General features: G+C 42.2%; 17 protein-coding genes. 10 read left to right on the forward strand and 7 right to left on the reverse strand.

Features of this window, described 5'->3' with window-relative positions; all coding sequences use genetic code 11:
* Positions 1-82: 82 nt before the first annotated feature.
* Positions 83-259 carry a hypothetical protein gene (locus L3V77_RS18230; RefSeq protein WP_195706268.1) on the forward strand — a complete coding sequence of 59 codons (177 nt, stop codon included), beginning with the start codon at positions 83-85 and terminating at the stop codon, positions 257-259.
* 73 nt (positions 260-332) lie between these two features.
* Here L3V77_RS18230 and folE read toward each other — a convergent pair whose 3' ends face one another.
* Positions 333-986, reverse strand: a complete 654-nt coding sequence (gene folE / locus L3V77_RS18235; RefSeq protein WP_195706267.1) for a GTP cyclohydrolase I FolE — start codon at positions 984-986, stop codon at positions 333-335.
* A gap of 301 nt (positions 987-1,287) precedes the next feature.
* On the opposite strand from folE, the gene moeA reads away from it, so the two are divergent.
* The 3 genes from moeA (at position 1,288) to L3V77_RS18250 (ending at position 3,689) form a co-directional block, all read left to right on the forward strand.
* Positions 1,288-2,523, forward strand: coding sequence for a molybdopterin molybdotransferase MoeA (moeA, locus tag L3V77_RS18240; RefSeq protein WP_275137678.1), 1,236 nt, complete (start codon positions 1,288-1,290; stop codon positions 2,521-2,523).
* A gap of 86 nt (positions 2,524-2,609) precedes the next feature.
* Positions 2,610-3,356 (forward strand): molybdopterin-synthase adenylyltransferase MoeB, encoded by a 747-nt coding sequence (moeB, locus tag L3V77_RS18245; RefSeq protein ID WP_275137679.1) that lies wholly within the window; start codon positions 2,610-2,612, stop codon positions 3,354-3,356.
* A 132-nt stretch (positions 3,357-3,488) separates the two neighbouring features.
* On the forward strand, positions 3,489-3,689 hold the full coding sequence (locus L3V77_RS18250; RefSeq protein ID WP_275137680.1) for a hypothetical protein: 201 nt from the start codon (positions 3,489-3,491) through the stop codon (positions 3,687-3,689).
* Between the two features lie 53 nt (positions 3,690-3,742).
* On the opposite strand, the gene L3V77_RS18255 is transcribed toward L3V77_RS18250, so the two are convergent.
* Positions 3,743-4,723 carry a sugar-binding transcriptional regulator gene (locus L3V77_RS18255; protein ID WP_275137681.1) on the reverse strand — a complete coding sequence of 327 codons (981 nt, stop codon included), beginning with the start codon at positions 4,721-4,723 and terminating at the stop codon, positions 3,743-3,745.
* Positions 4,724-5,082: 359 nt separating this feature from the next.
* On the opposite strand from L3V77_RS18255, the gene tal reads away from it, so the two are divergent.
* The 4 genes from tal to L3V77_RS18275 all read left to right on the forward strand — a co-directional run bounded on the left by tal (position 5,083) and on the right by L3V77_RS18275 (position 10,127).
* Entirely contained in the window at positions 5,083-6,033 is a 951-nt protein-coding gene (gene tal / locus L3V77_RS18260) for a transaldolase (RefSeq protein WP_275137682.1), read from the forward strand.
* Positions 6,034-6,144: 111 nt separating this feature from the next.
* The gene (gene tkt, locus L3V77_RS18265) at positions 6,145-8,139 is read left to right on the forward strand and encodes a transketolase (RefSeq protein ID WP_275137683.1); all 1,995 of its coding nucleotides are present in this window, start codon (positions 6,145-6,147) and stop codon (positions 8,137-8,139) included.
* Between the two features lie 211 nt (positions 8,140-8,350).
* Positions 8,351-9,094 carry a copper homeostasis protein CutC gene (locus L3V77_RS18270; RefSeq protein ID WP_275137684.1) on the forward strand — a complete coding sequence of 248 codons (744 nt, stop codon included), beginning with the start codon at positions 8,351-8,353 and terminating at the stop codon, positions 9,092-9,094.
* Complete coding sequence (locus L3V77_RS18275) at positions 9,087-10,127, forward strand: LacI family DNA-binding transcriptional regulator (protein WP_275137685.1); 1,041 nt, start codon at positions 9,087-9,089, stop codon at positions 10,125-10,127. Before L3V77_RS18270 ends, L3V77_RS18275 begins: the two co-directional genes overlap by 8 nt.
* An 11-nt stretch (positions 10,128-10,138) precedes the next feature.
* Here the strand turns inward: L3V77_RS18275 and L3V77_RS18280 are convergent, their stop codons facing one another.
* From L3V77_RS18280 to L3V77_RS18300, 5 genes are read right to left on the reverse strand one after another with little or no spacing between them, the layout of a single operon-like run.
* A complete protein-coding gene (locus L3V77_RS18280; protein ID WP_275137686.1) occupies positions 10,139-10,933 on the reverse strand; it encodes a transporter substrate-binding domain-containing protein in 795 nt (264 codons plus the stop codon).
* A gap of 14 nt (positions 10,934-10,947) precedes the next feature.
* Positions 10,948-11,862, reverse strand: coding sequence for a N(4)-(beta-N-acetylglucosaminyl)-L-asparaginase (locus L3V77_RS18285; protein WP_275137687.1), 915 nt, complete (start codon positions 11,860-11,862; stop codon positions 10,948-10,950).
* A complete protein-coding gene (locus tag L3V77_RS18290) occupies positions 11,862-12,596 on the reverse strand; it encodes an amino acid ABC transporter ATP-binding protein (RefSeq protein ID WP_275137688.1) in 735 nt (244 codons plus the stop codon). Before L3V77_RS18290 ends, L3V77_RS18285 begins: the two co-directional genes overlap by 1 nt.
* Positions 12,597-12,605: 9 nt before the next feature.
* Complete coding sequence (locus L3V77_RS18295; protein ID WP_275137689.1) at positions 12,606-13,277, reverse strand: amino acid ABC transporter permease; 672 nt, start codon at positions 13,275-13,277, stop codon at positions 12,606-12,608.
* A gap of 2 nt (positions 13,278-13,279) precedes the next feature.
* A complete protein-coding gene (locus L3V77_RS18300) occupies positions 13,280-13,987 on the reverse strand; it encodes an amino acid ABC transporter permease (RefSeq protein ID WP_275137690.1) in 708 nt (235 codons plus the stop codon).
* 355 nt (positions 13,988-14,342) lie between these two features.
* On the opposite strand from L3V77_RS18300, the gene L3V77_RS18305 reads away from it, so the two are divergent.
* Together L3V77_RS18305 and L3V77_RS18310 are read left to right on the forward strand one after the other, a co-directional pair.
* Positions 14,343-15,302: a transposase gene (locus L3V77_RS18305; RefSeq protein ID WP_275137691.1), complete on the forward strand. Its 960-nt coding sequence runs from the start codon at positions 14,343-14,345 to the stop codon at positions 15,300-15,302.
* A 1,032-nt stretch (positions 15,303-16,334) separates the two neighbouring features.
* A complete protein-coding gene (locus L3V77_RS18310; protein ID WP_275137692.1) occupies positions 16,335-17,015 on the forward strand; it encodes a hypothetical protein in 681 nt (226 codons plus the stop codon).
* Positions 17,016-17,039 lie beyond the last annotated feature (24 nt).

Here is a 17,039-nt window from a genome sequence, read left to right on the forward strand (position 1 = left end):
TAAAGAAGTTAGATGTTTACTACGTACCATCAGCAAGCATCTCTCGTACTGTCCTCATGTAATCCAAGAAAAGGAGGTAGCCATGAACATGCGAGAAAAAATAGAAGATCTAGAGCAACAAATATACATAGCCTGTTCTGAAAGTGACACTGACACTATGAATATGCTTGAGTATCAACTCGAACAGTTGCGCGGGCGAATGGAGCACGTACTAGACGATGATCCATACGCACTCGAAGACTATTACTATGATGAATAAATTATGGCTATGAAAATAGAAAGCCCCAACAGATTACGCTCTGATGGGGCTTCCTTTTATTCTCTCAGGGGTACTATCTTAGGCCAGATAGAAACTCATGTCTCGTTGCCGAATTTGATTTAAATATTCCACCTAACGCGGTTGTCGTGGTCTCACTTGTTGCATCCATTACGCCACGTGATTTGACACAATAATGTGTCGCGTCAATGGTAACAGCCACATCGTCAGACTCTAATAACGCTTGTAAAGCAACTAATATCTGCTGGGTCATCCTCTCTTGAACCTGAGGACGTTGAGCAAAAAATCGTACAATGCGGTTTATTTTAGATAGACCAATAATTTTGCCACGAGGAATGTACGCCACCGCGGCTTTCCCATCGATAGTCACAAGGTGATGTTCACATGTGCTGGTAACGGTAATATTTTTTACCCTTACCATTTCGCTCACATTCATTTTATTTTCAATGACGGTGATCTTAGGGAAATTCTTGTAATCCAAACCAGAAAACACTTCATCAACATACATTTTTGCTATTCTAGCCGGTGTTTCTTCTAAACTATCATCGTTAAGATCAAGCTCTAATAACTGCAGCACTTCGCGCATATGGTTTTCTATGCGTCGTTTCTTCTCTTCTCGGCTTACCTGATTAGGCAGCATGGGAGTTTCGAGGCCTCTCTGCTCTAGCGCATCCTTTACTAATTGAGCTGAATCGCTAATACCCGACATAATCTCTCCTACTATTTGCTACGTTCAACGACCTGTTTTAACGTCCAACAACCCCAATTAACGGCTGATAAGGATACTCGGATTTATAGAGAATTACAGTAACAATTATTTCTCCAAGCCTCGATCTGCCATTGAGTTCAAGAGGAATGTCCTGCTCATATTGCCTGAAAGTAAAACCCTCTGATTAGAAACCGACTATTTGCATCAAATTTACTATTTTGTGAATTTCACAGGCTATAGCAAGCGGGGATATATGTTATTGTTCTCGCCGTAATTTTAATAATGATAATAAGGATTCATTATGGGATGTTGTGATGCCCCAGGTCTAATGCCAATCGATGACGCTATACAACAGATGCTGTCAAGCATAACGGCAATTAAATCAACTCAGTCGCGTGCACTTGAACACACCGTTGGCTTTGTTTTAGCTGAAGATATTCTTTCCCCAATTAATGTTCCTCCGTTTGATAATTCTGCGATGGACGGTTACGCCATTAGGCGTAGCGAACTAAAAACAACAAATGTTTTGCCTATGAGTGGAAAATCTTTTGCAGGCCAACCCTTTGAGGGAGACTGGTTAACTGGAACGTGCATTCGAATAATGACCGGGGCCAAAATACCTCAAGGTTGTGACGGCGTTGTCATGCAAGAAGACACAACCGTTATCGATAGCGGTATCCAGTTCAGCGATACCGACGTAAAAGAAGGCAACAATATTCGCCCTACAGGCGATGATATCCGTACTGGTGATATTGTATTAAAGGCTGGGACTCGACTCACCCCTAGAGACATTCCCATGATCGCCTCACTCGGCATTAGTCACTTATCTGTATTTGACAAGCCTAAGGTTGCTTTCTTCTCGACTGGCGATGAATTGATACCATTAGGTGAAACCCTAAAAGAGGGTCAAATATACGATAGTAATCGATATGGACTTAAGATCCTTTTGGATAAGTTCGGATGTGAACCAATAGACTTAGGGATCATTCCGGATATTCCAGACCAACTTAGACATGCATTTACTCAAGCGCAGGAACAAGCCGATGTCGTCATAACGTCTGGCGGGGTCAGTGTTGGTGAAGCCGATTATACAAAAGACATTCTTGATGAATTAGGCTCCGTGAGTTTCTGGAAGATCGCGATCAAACCAGGAAAACCTTTTGCGTTTGGTAAGCTAGATAAAGCGTGGTTCTGCGGATTGCCTGGCAACCCTGTATCAGCTGCATTGACCACCTATGTATTGGTACAGCCTCTTCTTGCGAAACTTTCTGGTGAAACCGACTGGCAACCACCTCAATCGATTCCTGCAACGACGCTGTCTAGTTTTAAGAAAAAACCGGGAAGAACCGATTACCAGCGCGGAGTTTACACTGTAAAAGATGGCAAATTTGAAGTAGAAAGCGCAGGTAATCAAAGCTCAGGTGCGTTTACTTCGATGAGTGTAGCCAACTGTTTTGTTATCATAGAACACGAACGAAGCCGCGTTAATGCGGGTGAGACCGTTCATATCCAACCATTTAATCACACGCAATACTAATCGCAGCTAAACAAGCAACGACTGTTCATTCAAACAGCCGTTGCTTGGCTATCGAAAGCGTTATCGTAAACCAGTCAGGAAAAGCTATGGAAATCCTTTCAGATAAAGAAATGCTCCGTTACAACCGCCAAATAATACTGAAGAATTTCGACTTCGAAGGACAAGAAGCCCTCAAACAAAGCTCCGTACTCGTTATTGGTGCCGGGGGATTAGGTTGTGCATCTAGTCAATATCTTGCTACAGCGGGTATCGGTCATATTACACTGGTTGATTTTGATTCCGTAGAGCTATCAAATTTGCAAAGACAGGTATTGCATTCAGACTCGGACATCGGAAAACTAAAAGTACAATCTGCCTCTGAAAGCTTGCGAGGGTTGAATCCACATCTAACGGTAGACACTGTCGCAGAAAAGCTAAACGATCAGGCGATGCTCGCCTTAATCGAAAGACATCAGGTCGTATTGGATGCGACCGATAATAAGGAGACGAGAAACCAACTTAACCGCCTCTGTTATCAAACCAAAACACCACTTGTCTCGGGTGCCGCCATTCGGATGGAAGGTCAAATCAGCGTTTATACATATCAAGAGGATGAACCTTGCTATGAATGCCTAAGTGCTCTATTTGGTCAAAACGCACTGACTTGCGTTGAAGCCGGTGTCATGTCACCCGTCGTCGGCATTATTGGAGGTATACAGGCTCTGGAAACCATAAAGGTTATTTCTCAGTATGGAAGCCATTATCGTGGAAAACTGATGATCTTTGACGCTCTAAATTTGAGCTGGAGAGAAATGAAATTAGTCAAACATCCCGACTGTGTGGTTTGCGGTTAACTATTTTTGAGCTTTTAATAAAATTCTAGTATTTACTTTAAATAACTAAATATATGTGACCTGTGCCACTGTTTTTTAAACATCTTTTGCATGATCATTCTGGGCTGTCATTCTGTTTAACATCAGTGTCATATGAACAAATTGTTGAGTGTAGTAGTGATGGAATCCAGAATTTCTCAATTAAAAAAAGACTTTAAAGCTCGAATTTTTGCCATCGTTCCAAATAATGATGAGAGAGCAACCACCTCGGTTTTAACCGAAGAAGAACTCGTTGAGCTACAAAATGCTTGGGTACAATTAGCTATTTGGAAGCAAAGTGATATAGCAAACTAGTGAAAAGTGACAATCCACTCACCATTCACGACTTTGCTTTATCTACATTACTTTTATTTCATTTTCTCATCTAAATTCAAAACAGTAAGAGCGTTACTAACACTCGTGGCAATCACGTCAACAACCCCCGTACGCAGAGCCCCTAATAAAGCAAGAGGCTTGCTATTTTCCGCGGCTATCGCAATCACTTCTGCAATAGGTTTAAATTCCTTCATGCTTAAACCTATTACTCGATCACTCATTACTGTCTGCGCTGTGTCACCATGGATATCAAAAAAATCATACCCTGCAAAATCCCCTACTACCCCCTGCAGTAATCTAGACTGAACAACTTCTTCCGCAGTAAACCAACCCAGATCGACCATATAGCTGTTTTCACTCATATCGCCAATACCGACCAGAGATACATCGGCTTTGCGTGCTAAATCAAGAGTTTGCTTAACCGTAGTATTTTCCATGAAGGCCAATTTCTGTTCTTTATTTTCCGCATAAGCTGGGGCATATAGCGTCTCAGATGAACCACCGTATTTTTTTGCTAGTTGACGACAAATATGATCGGCGTTATACATTCCTCCCCTTGGGTGAATGCCCCCAATACCGCAAACAAACTTACAATCTCTTGGTGTAATCACCCCAACATGATGAGCCACTGCAGAGACATTCCTTCCTTGTCCCACCGTAACCACCATGCCGTCCTTTAACGTCGTCGACAGATAATTTGATACCAAACCCGCAACTTGCAGGCGTTGCTGCTCTACACTCGGTTGATCCAATGCGACCAATGCTCTTTTCACTCCGAAACGTTCAATAAGACGTTGTTCTATTTTTGCACTGAATACTGGGTGATACTTGACCGTGATTTCAACGATACCTTCATCTCTAGCCTGCTTCAGCATCCGGCCTACTTTTGCTCTAGAGATAGTGAATTTTTTTGATATTTCTTCTTGTGTCGCGCCGTCTTGATAGTAGGCAACTGAAATTTCAGTTAGAAGATCCGTACTCTGATCCAAAACATCCTGATTTTTTTTACTCATATCTCACCGACTAAACCTATTCAATTTCCAGTACACCGCTATTACTTTAGCTCAGTACCGTTACATATGCTCACACAAAATATCTGTGGATTTTGCGCTCTAATTCTTAATCAAAAAGTGACGAAAACGTTTATATCATATAAAACCCAGCAAACATTGACTAAAGTCACTTTTAGCTTGTCTCCTTGATTGACTTTCGACTCAGATCCGCTAATTTGGACGAATCAATTCCTCAGCAATGTTCCATATGTTCACGGGGTATTGTTTACAGTTAAAATGAAAAATACTGATTATTTGTAATGTATAATTGGTAGAATAACAATTGACTATGTTAAGCCTTACAAGACAGGACGACGGATATGAGCAACAAATTAGAGCAACTTCGTAAAGTAACCACAGTAGTAGCAGATACAGGTGATATCGAGGCGATTCGTAAGTATAAGCCAGAAGACGCAACAACCAACCCTTCTCTTATTCTTAAAGCGGCACAGATTCCTGAGTATGCTCCTCTTATCGATAAAGCCATTGAGTATGCAAAATCTCAAAGCAGCGACAAAGCACAACAGGTTCAAGATACTTGTGACATGCTTGCCGTTAACATTGGTAAAGAAATTCTTACTACTATTCCAGGTCGAATCTCTACTGAAGTAGACGCTCGTTTGTCTTATGATAAAGAAAGCAGCGTGACTAAAGCTCGTCAGCTTGTAAAAATGTACAACGATGCAGGCATCTCTAATGACCGCATCCTTATCAAATTAGCCTCTACTTGGGAAGGCATATGCGCTGCTGAAATCCTAGAAAAAGAAGGCATCAACTGTAACCTAACGCTTCTTTTCTCATTCGCACAAGCACGAGCATGTGCTGAAGCTGGCGCTTTCCTAATTTCTCCTTTCGTAGGTCGTATCATGGACTGGTATAAAGCGAAAGAAGGCCGTGACTTTGAAGCTCAAGAAGATCCAGGCGTTCTATCTGTTACAGCAATCTACAACTATTACAAAGAACATGGTTACAACACGGTTGTTATGGGCGCTAGCTTCCGCAACATTGGTGAGATCCTTGAAATCGCAGGTTGTGACCGTTTAACGATTGCACCTCAACTTCTGCAAGAATTAGAAGATGCACAAGGTGATCTTGTAGAGAAACTTGTTGCGACTACAGACATAAAAGAACGTCCTGCACGAATGACTCACGCTGAGTTCTTGTGGGATCATAACCAAGATCCAATGGCGGTTGAAAAACTTGCTGAAGGTATTCGTAATTTTGCTGTCGACCAAGGCAAATTAGAAACGATGATCGCTGCAAAACTTTAATATCCTCAAATTTTAATAAAAGCGCTCCACGAATACTGGGGCGCTTCTAAATAAAGATTCATAAAATGGTTCATACCATTTTCAAATATTAAAACTCATTGGAATTGAAAAATGGAACGTAAACAACTAGCAAATGCAATCCGTGCCCTTAGCATGGACGGTGTTCAAAAAGCCAACTCAGGTCACCCTGGCGCACCTATGGGTATGGCTGATATCGCCGAAGTACTTTGGCGTGGTCACCTAAACCATAACCCACAAAACCCAGAGTGGGCTGACCGAGATCGTTTTATACTGTCTAACGGCCACGGCTCAATGCTGATTTACTCTCTGCTTCACCTTTCTGGTTACGAGCTTTCTATTGACGATTTGAAAAACTTCCGTCAGCTACACTCGAAAACACCAGGTCACCCAGAATATGGCTATGCACCAGGCATTGAAACCACGACTGGTCCTCTTGGTCAAGGTATCACTAACGCTGTAGGTATGGCATTGGCTGAAAAAGCATTGGCCGCTCAGTTTAACCAAGAAGGTCACGACGTTGTTGACCACAACACCTATGTGTTTATGGGTGATGGTTGTTTGATGGAAGGTATCTCTCACGAGGCGTGTTCTCTTGCGGGGACTTTAGGGCTTGGTAAGCTTGTCGCATTTTGGGATGACAATGGCATCTCAATCGATGGCGAAGTAGACGGTTGGTTTACAGACGACACACCGAAGCGTTTTGAAGCGTACGGCTGGCATGTTATCCCTGCGGTAGATGGTCACGATGCAACGGCTATCAATGCGGCGATTGAAGCGGCGAAAGCGGAAACGGGTAAACCAACCCTTATCTGTACTAAAACGGTGATTGGTTTTGGTTCTCCAAACAAATCAGGTACTCACGACTGTCATGGCGCACCACTAGGCGCAGACGAAATTGTTGCAACACGTAAAGCGTTAGGCTGGGAGCACGGTCCTTTTGAGATTCCATCGGAAATCTATGCGCAATGGTCTGCAAAAGAAGCAGGCGCAGCTAAGGAAGCAACGTGGAACGAGAAATTTGCAGCTTATGAAGCAGCATATCCAGAGCTTGCAGCAGAATTCAAACGCCGCGTAAACGGTGAGCTACCAGCAGAATGGGAAGCAAAAACGTCTCAAATTATCGCCGACCTTCAAGCCAATCCGGCGAACATCGCTTCACGTAAAGCGTCTCAAAATGCATTAGAAGCGTTTGGTGAAATGCTACCTGAATTTATGGGTGGCTCGGCTGACCTTGCGCCTTCAAACCTCACCATGTGGTCTGGCTCTAAGTCAATCACACCGGAAGATGCATCAGGTAACTACATCCATTACGGTGTGCGTGAATTTGGTATGACGGCTATCATGAATGGCTTAGCCCTTCACGGTGGTTTTGTTCCTTACGGTGCGACCTTCCTGATGTTTATGGAATACGCACGTAATGCCCTACGCATGGCTGCATTGATGAAAGTGCAGAATATCCAGGTTTACACGCATGACTCCATTGGTTTGGGTGAAGATGGCCCAACGCACCAACCGGTTGAACAGGTTTCTTCTCTACGTTTGACACCAAACATGAGCACATGGCGCCCATGTGACCAAGTTGAATCCGCCGTGGCTTGGAAATTCGCTATTGAGCGTAAAGATGGCCCAACATCGCTTATCTTCTCTCGCCAAAACCTAGCACAGCAAGAGCGCGACGCGTCTCAGGTTGCTGACATTGCTAAGGGTGGCTACATACTGAAAGATTGTGACGGTAAGCCAGAGCTTATCCTTATTGCCACTGGCTCAGAGATTGAGCTTGTTGTTGCAGCTGCCGCGCAACTGACAACAGAAGGCAAAAAAGTACGCGTTGTCTCTATGCCTGCAACGGATGTGTTTGATAAGCAAGACGCCGCTTATCGTGAAGCTGTTCTTCCTGCTGACGTAAGAGCACGTGTTGCTGTTGAAGCAGGTATTGCTGATTTCTGGTACAAATACGTTGGTTTTGACGGTCGTATTATCGGAATGACCACCTTTGGTGAGTCTGCTCCAGCGGGTGAACTCTTCAAGATGTTCGGCTTTACAGTCGAGAACGTGGTTAAAGCCGCGAATGAAGTGCTAGCGTAACCGTACGAATCATCGCGAAATCAGTCATTCGTAACAGAATGACTGAACAAAAAAACCGAGCTTTTTGCTCGGTTTTTTTAATTTCCATCTTACCGCTATCTATTGAATTTCTAACAGTAATCGATCGACTAAGAGCGTGTATATCTACTCATTATCTTACCGTTAAAGATGGTATAATTATGGCATCGTACATCTGTCAGAAGCATATATAGTGAAAAATACCGTAGTTGAAGTCTGCGTTGACAATATTGAATCCTTACACACTGCCGTTGACGCGGGAGCAAAACGAATAGAGTTATGTAGCGCGTTGTCTGTCGGTGGTATTACACCAAGTTGGGCGTTTTCACATTATGCCGTGAAGAATAGCACTGTCCCGATCTATGCCATGATTCGTCAACGAGCGGGAGATTTCCTATTCTCCTCAAACGAAATTGACATGATGACGGATGAAATACAAATGATGCGAGATTTGGGCGTCGCCGGTATTGTTATTGGAGCACTCAATGCGAATGCCACTATCAACGTCAGCGCTTGCCGACAATGGATCAATCACGCTGGCGATTTGGGTGTAACCTTCCACCGGGCCTTTGACATTGTACAAGATTGGCAATATTCACTCGAACAAGTCGTCGATCTTGGATGCGAACGAATCTTAACTTCTGGACAACAAGCAACCGCCGACAAAGGCATCAACGAAATAAAGCAGTTCGTCGAACAAGCAAACCAACGCCTTTCAATTATGCCCGGTTGTGGTGTGAACCGACATAACGCCCTGCCATTGATTGAAACGACAGGGGCAACAGAGATTCACCTATCCGGCAAAACTCAGCGTCAGTCCGCAATGATTAACCTCAATTCCCAAGTAAGTATGGGAGCCGAAATAAATGGTGACCAACTTATCGACGTGACTTCTTTTGACAAAGTACATACTGTAGTGAATCTACTCAATGGATAAGAAGATTCGGACGCCAACACTCGCCGATGTGGCCACCCTAGCCGGCGTTTCAAAAGCGGTAGCATCACGAGCCTTATCTGGAAAAAACAGACCCATTTCAGCAGACAAAAAAACTCGCGTTTTGCAAGCAGCTGAAACCTTGGGGTATGTCGCTAACCCTTTTGCGCAAAGTCTGGCCAATAACGAAACCGGGCTTGTGGCCATAGTGGTCAATCATATCTCAGATGTCAGTGATCTCACCTTATTTGACTCTCTTATTCAAAGCATTCAGGCCATAGGTAAACGTGCACTCTTCGTTCGATTAAAATCACTAGATGACATAAAAGCGTTACAAAAAAACTCGTTCGTTCAATACGTTGACGCCGCCTTAATTTTCTCTGATCTTATCGAACCAACGCTTGCTGAGTCCCTGTTTTTTACGAACAATATCATCATGCTTAACGGAAAGAGCCAACAAGATGGCTATTCAGTAAAAGTCAATGAAGAACCGGGGATCTTAAGTGCGGTTCACTACGCACAGTCGATAGGTGTTACTCGCGCTATTTTAATTGCTGGTCGACAATCATCCGTCACCGAAAAGCAACGTGTTTCTCATTACCTGCAACAATTTAACGCCAACGAAATTGAACTCATCAGTTCCACTTTTTGTAACTATTCGTACGATGACGCGTTAAATTATCTGCAATCATCTGATATTTCTGACTCCTCTAATCTCGGTGTATTTTGTACATCAGATTCCATGGCAATGGCGGCTGTTGATTATTTTAATCTGAAGGCTTTACCTCATAATCATTGCATATTTGGGTTCGATAATACTGAATTTTCGCGTCGAGGAAACTATCAGTTTTCGACCATCGGTTACAATAAACATGATTTTGTACAGGCCATTATTTCGATTGTTGATCACGTTCAGTCCTCTCAAGGAATCAACATTAACCATAAAGAAACAGACAATAGAAAATGGCTTCCTTTGAAAGAAAGCCATTGGGTCATTGAGACTCAGTTCTATCTAAATAATCTAGATAACCTGTAATGGATTAGGGGTTACCATATTGGCTTCAATGTTGGAGGGTTAGCATCTGCACCCCACCATTTTTTGTATGATGTCTCATAGTCACCAGAACTAATATATTCAGATACAAACATATCCATCCAGCGTAAAAACTCTTGATCGCCCTTTCTGATACCCACACCAATCGGATCATTTGAAAGTAAGCCAGGTAGTGTCTCTAAACGGTCCGTTTGCGTCGCCAAATAATCTATCAAAGAACTGTCTTCAATACCGGCATCAACTCGGCCTTGGCGCAGTAACAAAATGCCATCTGGTGCGAAGTTATCGGTATACACCAATGTCGCCTCAGGTACTTCACGCTTTAAGAACGTTTCGCCCGTTGAACCACGACCAACAACCACCTTTTTGCCTTTTAAATCCGCTAGCGAATTAATTGCCATATCTTTTTGATGAATAATTCGTAAGCCCGCTCGCGCATAAGGAATAGAGAAATTAACTGATTTTGCACGTTCGAGCGTCGCGGACATGTTACCAATAACGGCATCAAGCTGGTCGGAAAATAACATAGAAACACGCGCATCACCGTGCACATCAGTAAAGCGAGCTTCCACGCCTAGCTTCTCTGCCAAACGATACGCAAGATCAACATCATAACCGACTGGTTCATTTTTCTGATTGCGAAAACCGATAGGCTCACCACCTAGAGAAACACCAATTCGAATGTAGCCTTGTTCGCGGATATCATCCAGTTTACCCGCGATAGCAGCCGATGAGCTCAACGCGATAACGCCAGACAACATTGTCGTTAATATAGATCTAAATTTCATAATTTCGTCCCTTATTAATATTTTTCCGCAATACACTCTTGCGGTTTGTCCATACCGGTTTTATATACCCAGTAAATAATATCGCCCTCACAGCCAACATTGACCACTCGGTGATTGTCCTTGTTATCAATGGCATGGATAACCACGCCACCTAAAAATCCACCTTTTAGCCTGACAAGCTCTTCAATGGCCAACTCTACCGCCTGTTGCAGCGAATAACCGAGTCGCATCGCCATGACAATTGAATACGATGTGTTTGCACGAATAGTCATCTCTCCGGTATGAGTACAGGCCGCGGCACCATAACGGCTATCGGCATAAAAGCCAGCACCCACAATCGGGGAGTCCCCCAAGCGACCTGGATATTTCCACGCCCAACCAGAAGTACTCGTTGCGGAATAAATACTGTCTTGATTGTCCTTCGTAAGAAATACCGTGGTATCCCGTACTTTTTCTGGATCCGTGATCATGGTATTTAAAGGGGCAAGATCACACTGTGATAGATCTGGATTCTCTTCCCCCATGATTTCTTGAAGCTTTTTCCACCAAACTTGTTTGGAATCTTCAAGAAGTGGGTTAGAACAACTAAAACCCATCTCATTAGCAAAACGGGTCGCACCTTCGCCGACCAAAATTTCGTGATTCAGCTCTTCCATCACTTTTCTTGCGACACGGGTGATATGGAAATGATCTTTAACTGCACCCACCGCACCAGTTCGCAATGAGTCACCATCCATCACCGCGCCATCAAATTCCATATCACCAAGAAGATTCGGCCATCCGCCATAGCCAACGCTACGAATACTCGGTTCCGCTTCTACTTTCTCTATGCCATGGATAATGGCGTCCAAACCGTTATCCCCGTTATCTAGCATCCTTGCGGTATCGTCAATGCCAGGCCAAGCTTCTGAATTTGAGAGAACAATCATTATTTACTATCCATTTTTTCTAAAAATCTAGCGATACGCGGGTCTTTCTTTCCACCTTCTTCTGAAAAGAAATCATTTTTGTCCAAATCAACTCGAACCTTCCCTTCGTCTAAAAAAACAATTCGATTGGAGATTTTCTTTGCAAATGCGATTTCATGCGTGACGAAAATTAGGGTTGTGCCCGTCCTGGCAAGCTCCGCCAACACATCTAACACCTCAGAGGTCATCTCAGGGTCAAGCGCACTCGTGACTTCATCTAATAAAAGATATTCTGGCTCCATCGCCAGAGCGCGGCAGATACCGATGCGTTGCTTTTGGCCACCAGACAACTGGGCCGGATAAGCATTCATTTTGTCTGCGAGATCCACTGTGTTTAATAGCTCCATCGCTTTGCTCGTCGCTTCTTCTTTTGTGCGCCCCAAAACCTCTATCGGCGCAAGGGTAATATTGTCTAAAATCGTCAAATGAGGGTATAAATTGAAATGCTGGAATATCGTAGACACATTTTTCCGTATCTCCGCCAATTCTGCTTTCTTGCTCACCTCTAGGCCATCCACCGTGATGCTACCCGCCTGAATTTTTTCTAATCCATTGATACAACGGATCAACGTGGACTTGCCAGAACCACTCGCACCAAGAATGGAGATGACATCCCCTTTATTGATGATCAGTGACACGCCTTTCAGAATATGAAGTTCACCAAAGCGTTTTTCTACATTGTTAATTTTAATCATGATAAGCCTTTAAATATTTTCCCAATGCTGATGTTGCTTCAGCTTATTTTCAACACGCTTGCCTGCTTTTGCTAACAGCCATGACAGCACAAAGTAAGTTGCACCAATAATTGGCCAAACCGCAAAAGGCTGCCATGTACGTTGGTTCAATATTTGTCCCACTTTGGTAATATCCATCACCCCGATGACCGAAACCAATGACGTAACTTGTAGCTGGTTAACCGCTAAGCCAATCAAAGGTGCGATGGCAACCAGCAGCGCTTGAGGAGTAATAATTTTGGTCAAAATTTTCAACTCAGAAAGCCCAAAACTTTGCGCCGATTCAATTTGGCCTTTATCGATAGAGGAAATGGCCGAGACAACAATGACAGACACAAACGCTGCGGTATTCCCCGTCAGCGTAATCATTGCCGCTTCCGTTGCTGTTAAGTTCACCCCTAAGAAAATAGGTAGACCAAAGTAAATCAAAAAGAGTTGAACCAAAACGGGTGAGTTTTTAAGGAATTCACCAACAAACGTCGACGTCGCACCAAGAATAGGAAGACGATAGTGACGGGTCAGGGCCAACACAATTCCAAAAACAGACCCAAATAGACTCGAAACAACAAACACATATAACGATATGGAAATGCCACTGAGCAGCACAATCAAGTCATAGGGAACAAATTCGTGATTCGACATATCTATTCTCCAACCGTAAATTGTTGATTGAGCTTCTTATGAATACCCGAAATGATGAGCGACAACGCATAGGTCAACACACAATAAAACAGCAACAAAAAGAAATAGACTTCAAACGGTCTGAATGTTTCCGCCGCAATTATTTTTGCGGTACCCGTCAATTCATTCAACGTCACTGTCGATAAAATCGATGTGGTTAATATTAAATTAATGAAAACAGAACCGATTGGTCGGATAGAGGTTCTTAAGGCGATAGGCAAAATAATCTTGCTGTATATCTTTTTCTTTGCGATCCCAAACGACTGAGCCGCCTCAATGATACCCATATCCACTTGCTGAACGCTGGCCCTAAGAATATCGGCGCAATACGCTCCAACCGCTATCGATAGCGCAAGAATACCCGTGGTATAAGGGTCGATGAAAATCCCTAACTCTGGTAACCCATAGAAAATAAAGAAGACTTGTACAATAAAAGGAATATTTCGAAAACATTCGATATACCCATAACCAAACTTACTCAATGCTTTGTTCTGACTGACACACGCAAACATAATACTTAGGCCGACAATAAAGCTGCCCATAATAGAAACCACACTCACCACGGCGGTAATAGCGAACCCATCAATAAAAACATCGATATATTTAACGATAATACTGATATCAAACATGTGGTATCCATCCTCAATTGAAATCGGTTTCACTATACTCATAAAAACCTCATATCAGCAATAATTTATTTCTCCTTACGTCGTCGCTGTAGCATTATTTGTGCAAAATACACCCTACTTTTTCATTTGATATGTCATAAAAAGAGCAAAACACAGCGCAATCATCACCTATAAAAATGAAGTAGACGGACGGTTTTATTAAACATTGCCATTAACTTAAATAAAGATGAATACACCGGTGAAGTAGAATGCGTTTTCTCTAACGAGGACAGGCACCTTATGAAACAAACTTTCAATTTACACTAAATCTTCTAATGCCTCGTAAAACAATGTATTGCATGGGTGCCATAACGATTATCCCGCTATATTGGGTTAAACACCTTACATGGGATCCGCTATGACCACCGCCAGAAACCAACAAGTCTGTATAGAAGCCACGCCTTATTATCACTGCGTATCTCGGTGTGTTCGACGCTCCTTTCTGTGTGGGTATGATGCATTTTCAAATAGAAGCTATGAGCATAGAAGAGCGTGGATAGAAGCTCGCATCAAAGCGCTTGGCGCTATCTATTGTATTGATATCTGCGCCTATGCGGTAATGAGCAACCATTATCATTTGGTTGTCCATATTAATAAAGGCAAGCTCGACTCGCTGACCGATTTGGAAGTCATTCAACGTTGGGCCCTACTGCACGCAAAACCTGTCATCATCCAGCGATTTTTGGCCAATCAGTTAAGAAGTAAAGCTGAGATTAGGGTTGCTCTCAATATTATCGAACAGTGGCGTGAGCGTTTGTATAGCCTGAGTTGGTTTATGCGTGAATTGAATTTTGAAATAGCGTTAAAGGCCAATAAAGAAGACAACTGTAAAGGGCATTTCTGGGAAAGTAGATACAAAAGTCAGGCTTTACTTGACGAAAATGCATTACTTGCGGCTATGGCGTATACCGACCTTAATCCCGTTCGTGCGGGTATCGCTAAAACGCCAGAATCCTCGGAATACACTTCCATCAAAGACCGTATAAATACGCTCGATAATCAACAAACAACCGCATCTAATTTGTTCCCTTTTATTGGAAACCCAACCAATGAGATACACTCTGGTATACCGTTTAGATTGATGGACTATATAGAATTGGTGGACTGGTCAGGAAAAGCCCTGAGGGACGGCAAGGCAAGCGTAAATAACCAATCACCACCTATCCTAGAAAGGCTTAAACTGACGCGGAAAGAATGGCTGACAGTCTGTACTCAGTTGGAACGAAAACGTGCTCTGTTAGTCGGTGGCAAAACGAGTATTTACTCTGCTTTATCTCAATTGCAACGAAGTCGGATACGAGGGTGTCAACTAAACTAGTCCAATATCTCAAATTTTCACTTCTATTAAAACAGACAAGACGAATTGTCGCATTTCAGACCCTGTCATATTCAATTAGTGACTAAAATCAGATTGAGATCTTAGGTACGCGAATTCACTTCTAAAAACTCACATCAAAACTAACCAATTTAACTACAATGTGGGAGTTTGGGAATCTGTTTCTTTCCCTTTTTATGGTGCCTGTCCCTGAAGTATCCTCCTGAAGTATCCTGCTGAAGTATCCCCTGAAGTATCCATCAGTGTTGTTAAAGGCTTATCCAAATGGTGGTGGTACAGATATTTCTTTTGTGGGGCAATGCCATGCCAAACCTTCACTGTTAGTTTTTGGAAGTTAAACGTGTACAAGTAGCATGCTAGAAGTAGTCTTAGGTTTAAAGTTAAATTTTTCAGACGATATCAGAATACCCATTACAACCAAACAGAACATATCAAGCGCCTTTGTAATGGGTATTATATAATCAATCTTGTCTCCACCTTTGAACGATTCACCAAGATAAATGAATCGCCACTTCAATAATCCCAATATCAGTCCATGAATAAACTGTGACAAATTGATGATACGAACCACGCAACTCACCTCACCATGCTTTCTACTTGGTTTTTATAGCGACTGATATTTTAACATTATTATGGCACCTACTATTATAATGTTATTCTTATTGACAAATTAAACATTAAATTACTTTTAAAGCTCATAATTGATCAAGATCCAATTATTTCAATTAAATATAAATATTCATTATATTGATATTGTGATATCTATTCCATAAGTGTATCTTACCCATTAGTCACCGAATCAACCCTAACTCATTATTATAAATGAACTAAATAGAGTAAAATGTCATAGTTGGTACATTTTCCAAATGCCGCATCACCCAAATTATAAAAATTTTATTTAAATTTTTTGTAGCTCATACGAAAGCATATAAAGATAGATCACTTTTTATAATTTGTATTTTATGGCTTTCAAGTTGCAATGACTTTCCACTTAAGGACGAAATGATGTTTAAAATGAAATATGTTTTAGTTGCTTTTTTAGCTGTTTTTCTGGTTGCTTGTAAAAGTACACCTCAAGAAGCTGTAAGTCTGGATACCAACTTCTTTTCAAATGATGAGTTAACCGTTGGTGTTATTTACATACCACCTCAAGAAAAAGCAACAACATATATATATGGGGCATCTTGCTTACTTTGTTACGGTGTTGCGTCTGCATTAACCGAAGAACTAGACGACCATTTAGAATCAACAATCTCTACAACCGAACTAGAAAGCATAAAATCAATCGTATTGTCGGAGTACTCAGAGTTTTCACATACGGTAGAGCTGAGCACATTACCAATATCCATTAAAGATCTGCCTGATTTCAAAGATGAATTAGGGTTTGCACCAAAGGATTTTAGGTCACTTAAAGAAAGCCTAAATATTGATCTGCTAGTTGTACTCAACATCCCAAGACACGGTGCTATCCGTAGTTTTAATAACTACTTTCCTGTCAGTGATCCAAAGGGTTATATTGCCGGATTAATCTACTCGGTAGATCTAAATACTAACTCTTATGTTCAGTATCTCGACTTCACAAAATCCGTTCAGCCGCTAGGCGATTGGGATGAACCGTCAGATTTTCCAAGTGTTACAACGTCATATTACCAAACAGTAGAAAATATCAAGCAGAAGATTAAAGACGCCATATAAGTGAACATAAAAAAAGAAACAGCT

The organism is Vibrio sp. DW001, from assembly GCF_029016285.1.
In the GTDB taxonomy this organism is placed as follows: domain Bacteria; phylum Pseudomonadota; class Gammaproteobacteria; order Enterobacterales; family Vibrionaceae; genus Vibrio.

Bases quoted from the DNA above. Each gene is read 5' to 3' on its own strand.
- L3V77_RS18230 (WP_195706268.1), top strand. From the start codon at position 83: ATGAACATGCGAGAAAAAATAGAAGATCTAGAGCAACAAATATACATA.
- folE (WP_195706267.1), bottom strand. From the start codon at position 986: ATGTCGGGTATTAGCGATTCAGCTCAATTAGTAAAGGATGCGCTAGAG.
- moeA (WP_275137678.1), top strand. From the start codon at position 1,288: ATGGGATGTTGTGATGCCCCAGGTCTAATGCCAATCGATGACGCTATA.
- moeB (WP_275137679.1), top strand. From the start codon at position 2,610: ATGGAAATCCTTTCAGATAAAGAAATGCTCCGTTACAACCGCCAAATA.
- L3V77_RS18250 (WP_275137680.1), top strand. From the start codon at position 3,489: ATGAACAAATTGTTGAGTGTAGTAGTGATGGAATCCAGAATTTCTCAA.
- L3V77_RS18255 (WP_275137681.1), bottom strand. From the start codon at position 4,723: ATGAGTAAAAAAAATCAGGATGTTTTGGATCAGAGTACGGATCTTCTA.
- tal (WP_275137682.1), top strand. From the start codon at position 5,083: ATGAGCAACAAATTAGAGCAACTTCGTAAAGTAACCACAGTAGTAGCA.
- tkt (WP_275137683.1), top strand. From the start codon at position 6,145: ATGGAACGTAAACAACTAGCAAATGCAATCCGTGCCCTTAGCATGGAC.
- L3V77_RS18275 (WP_275137685.1), top strand. From the start codon at position 9,087: ATGGATAAGAAGATTCGGACGCCAACACTCGCCGATGTGGCCACCCTA.
- L3V77_RS18280 (WP_275137686.1), bottom strand. From the start codon at position 10,933: ATGAAATTTAGATCTATATTAACGACAATGTTGTCTGGCGTTATCGCG.
- L3V77_RS18285 (WP_275137687.1), bottom strand. From the start codon at position 11,862: ATGATTGTTCTCTCAAATTCAGAAGCTTGGCCTGGCATTGACGATACC.
- L3V77_RS18290 (WP_275137688.1), bottom strand. From the start codon at position 12,596: ATGATTAAAATTAACAATGTAGAAAAACGCTTTGGTGAACTTCATATT.
- L3V77_RS18295 (WP_275137689.1), bottom strand. From the start codon at position 13,277: ATGTCGAATCACGAATTTGTTCCCTATGACTTGATTGTGCTGCTCAGT.
- L3V77_RS18300 (WP_275137690.1), bottom strand. From the start codon at position 13,987: ATGAGTATAGTGAAACCGATTTCAATTGAGGATGGATACCACATGTTT.
- L3V77_RS18305 (WP_275137691.1), top strand. From the start codon at position 14,343: ATGACCACCGCCAGAAACCAACAAGTCTGTATAGAAGCCACGCCTTAT.
- L3V77_RS18310 (WP_275137692.1), top strand. From the start codon at position 16,335: ATGAAATATGTTTTAGTTGCTTTTTTAGCTGTTTTTCTGGTTGCTTGT.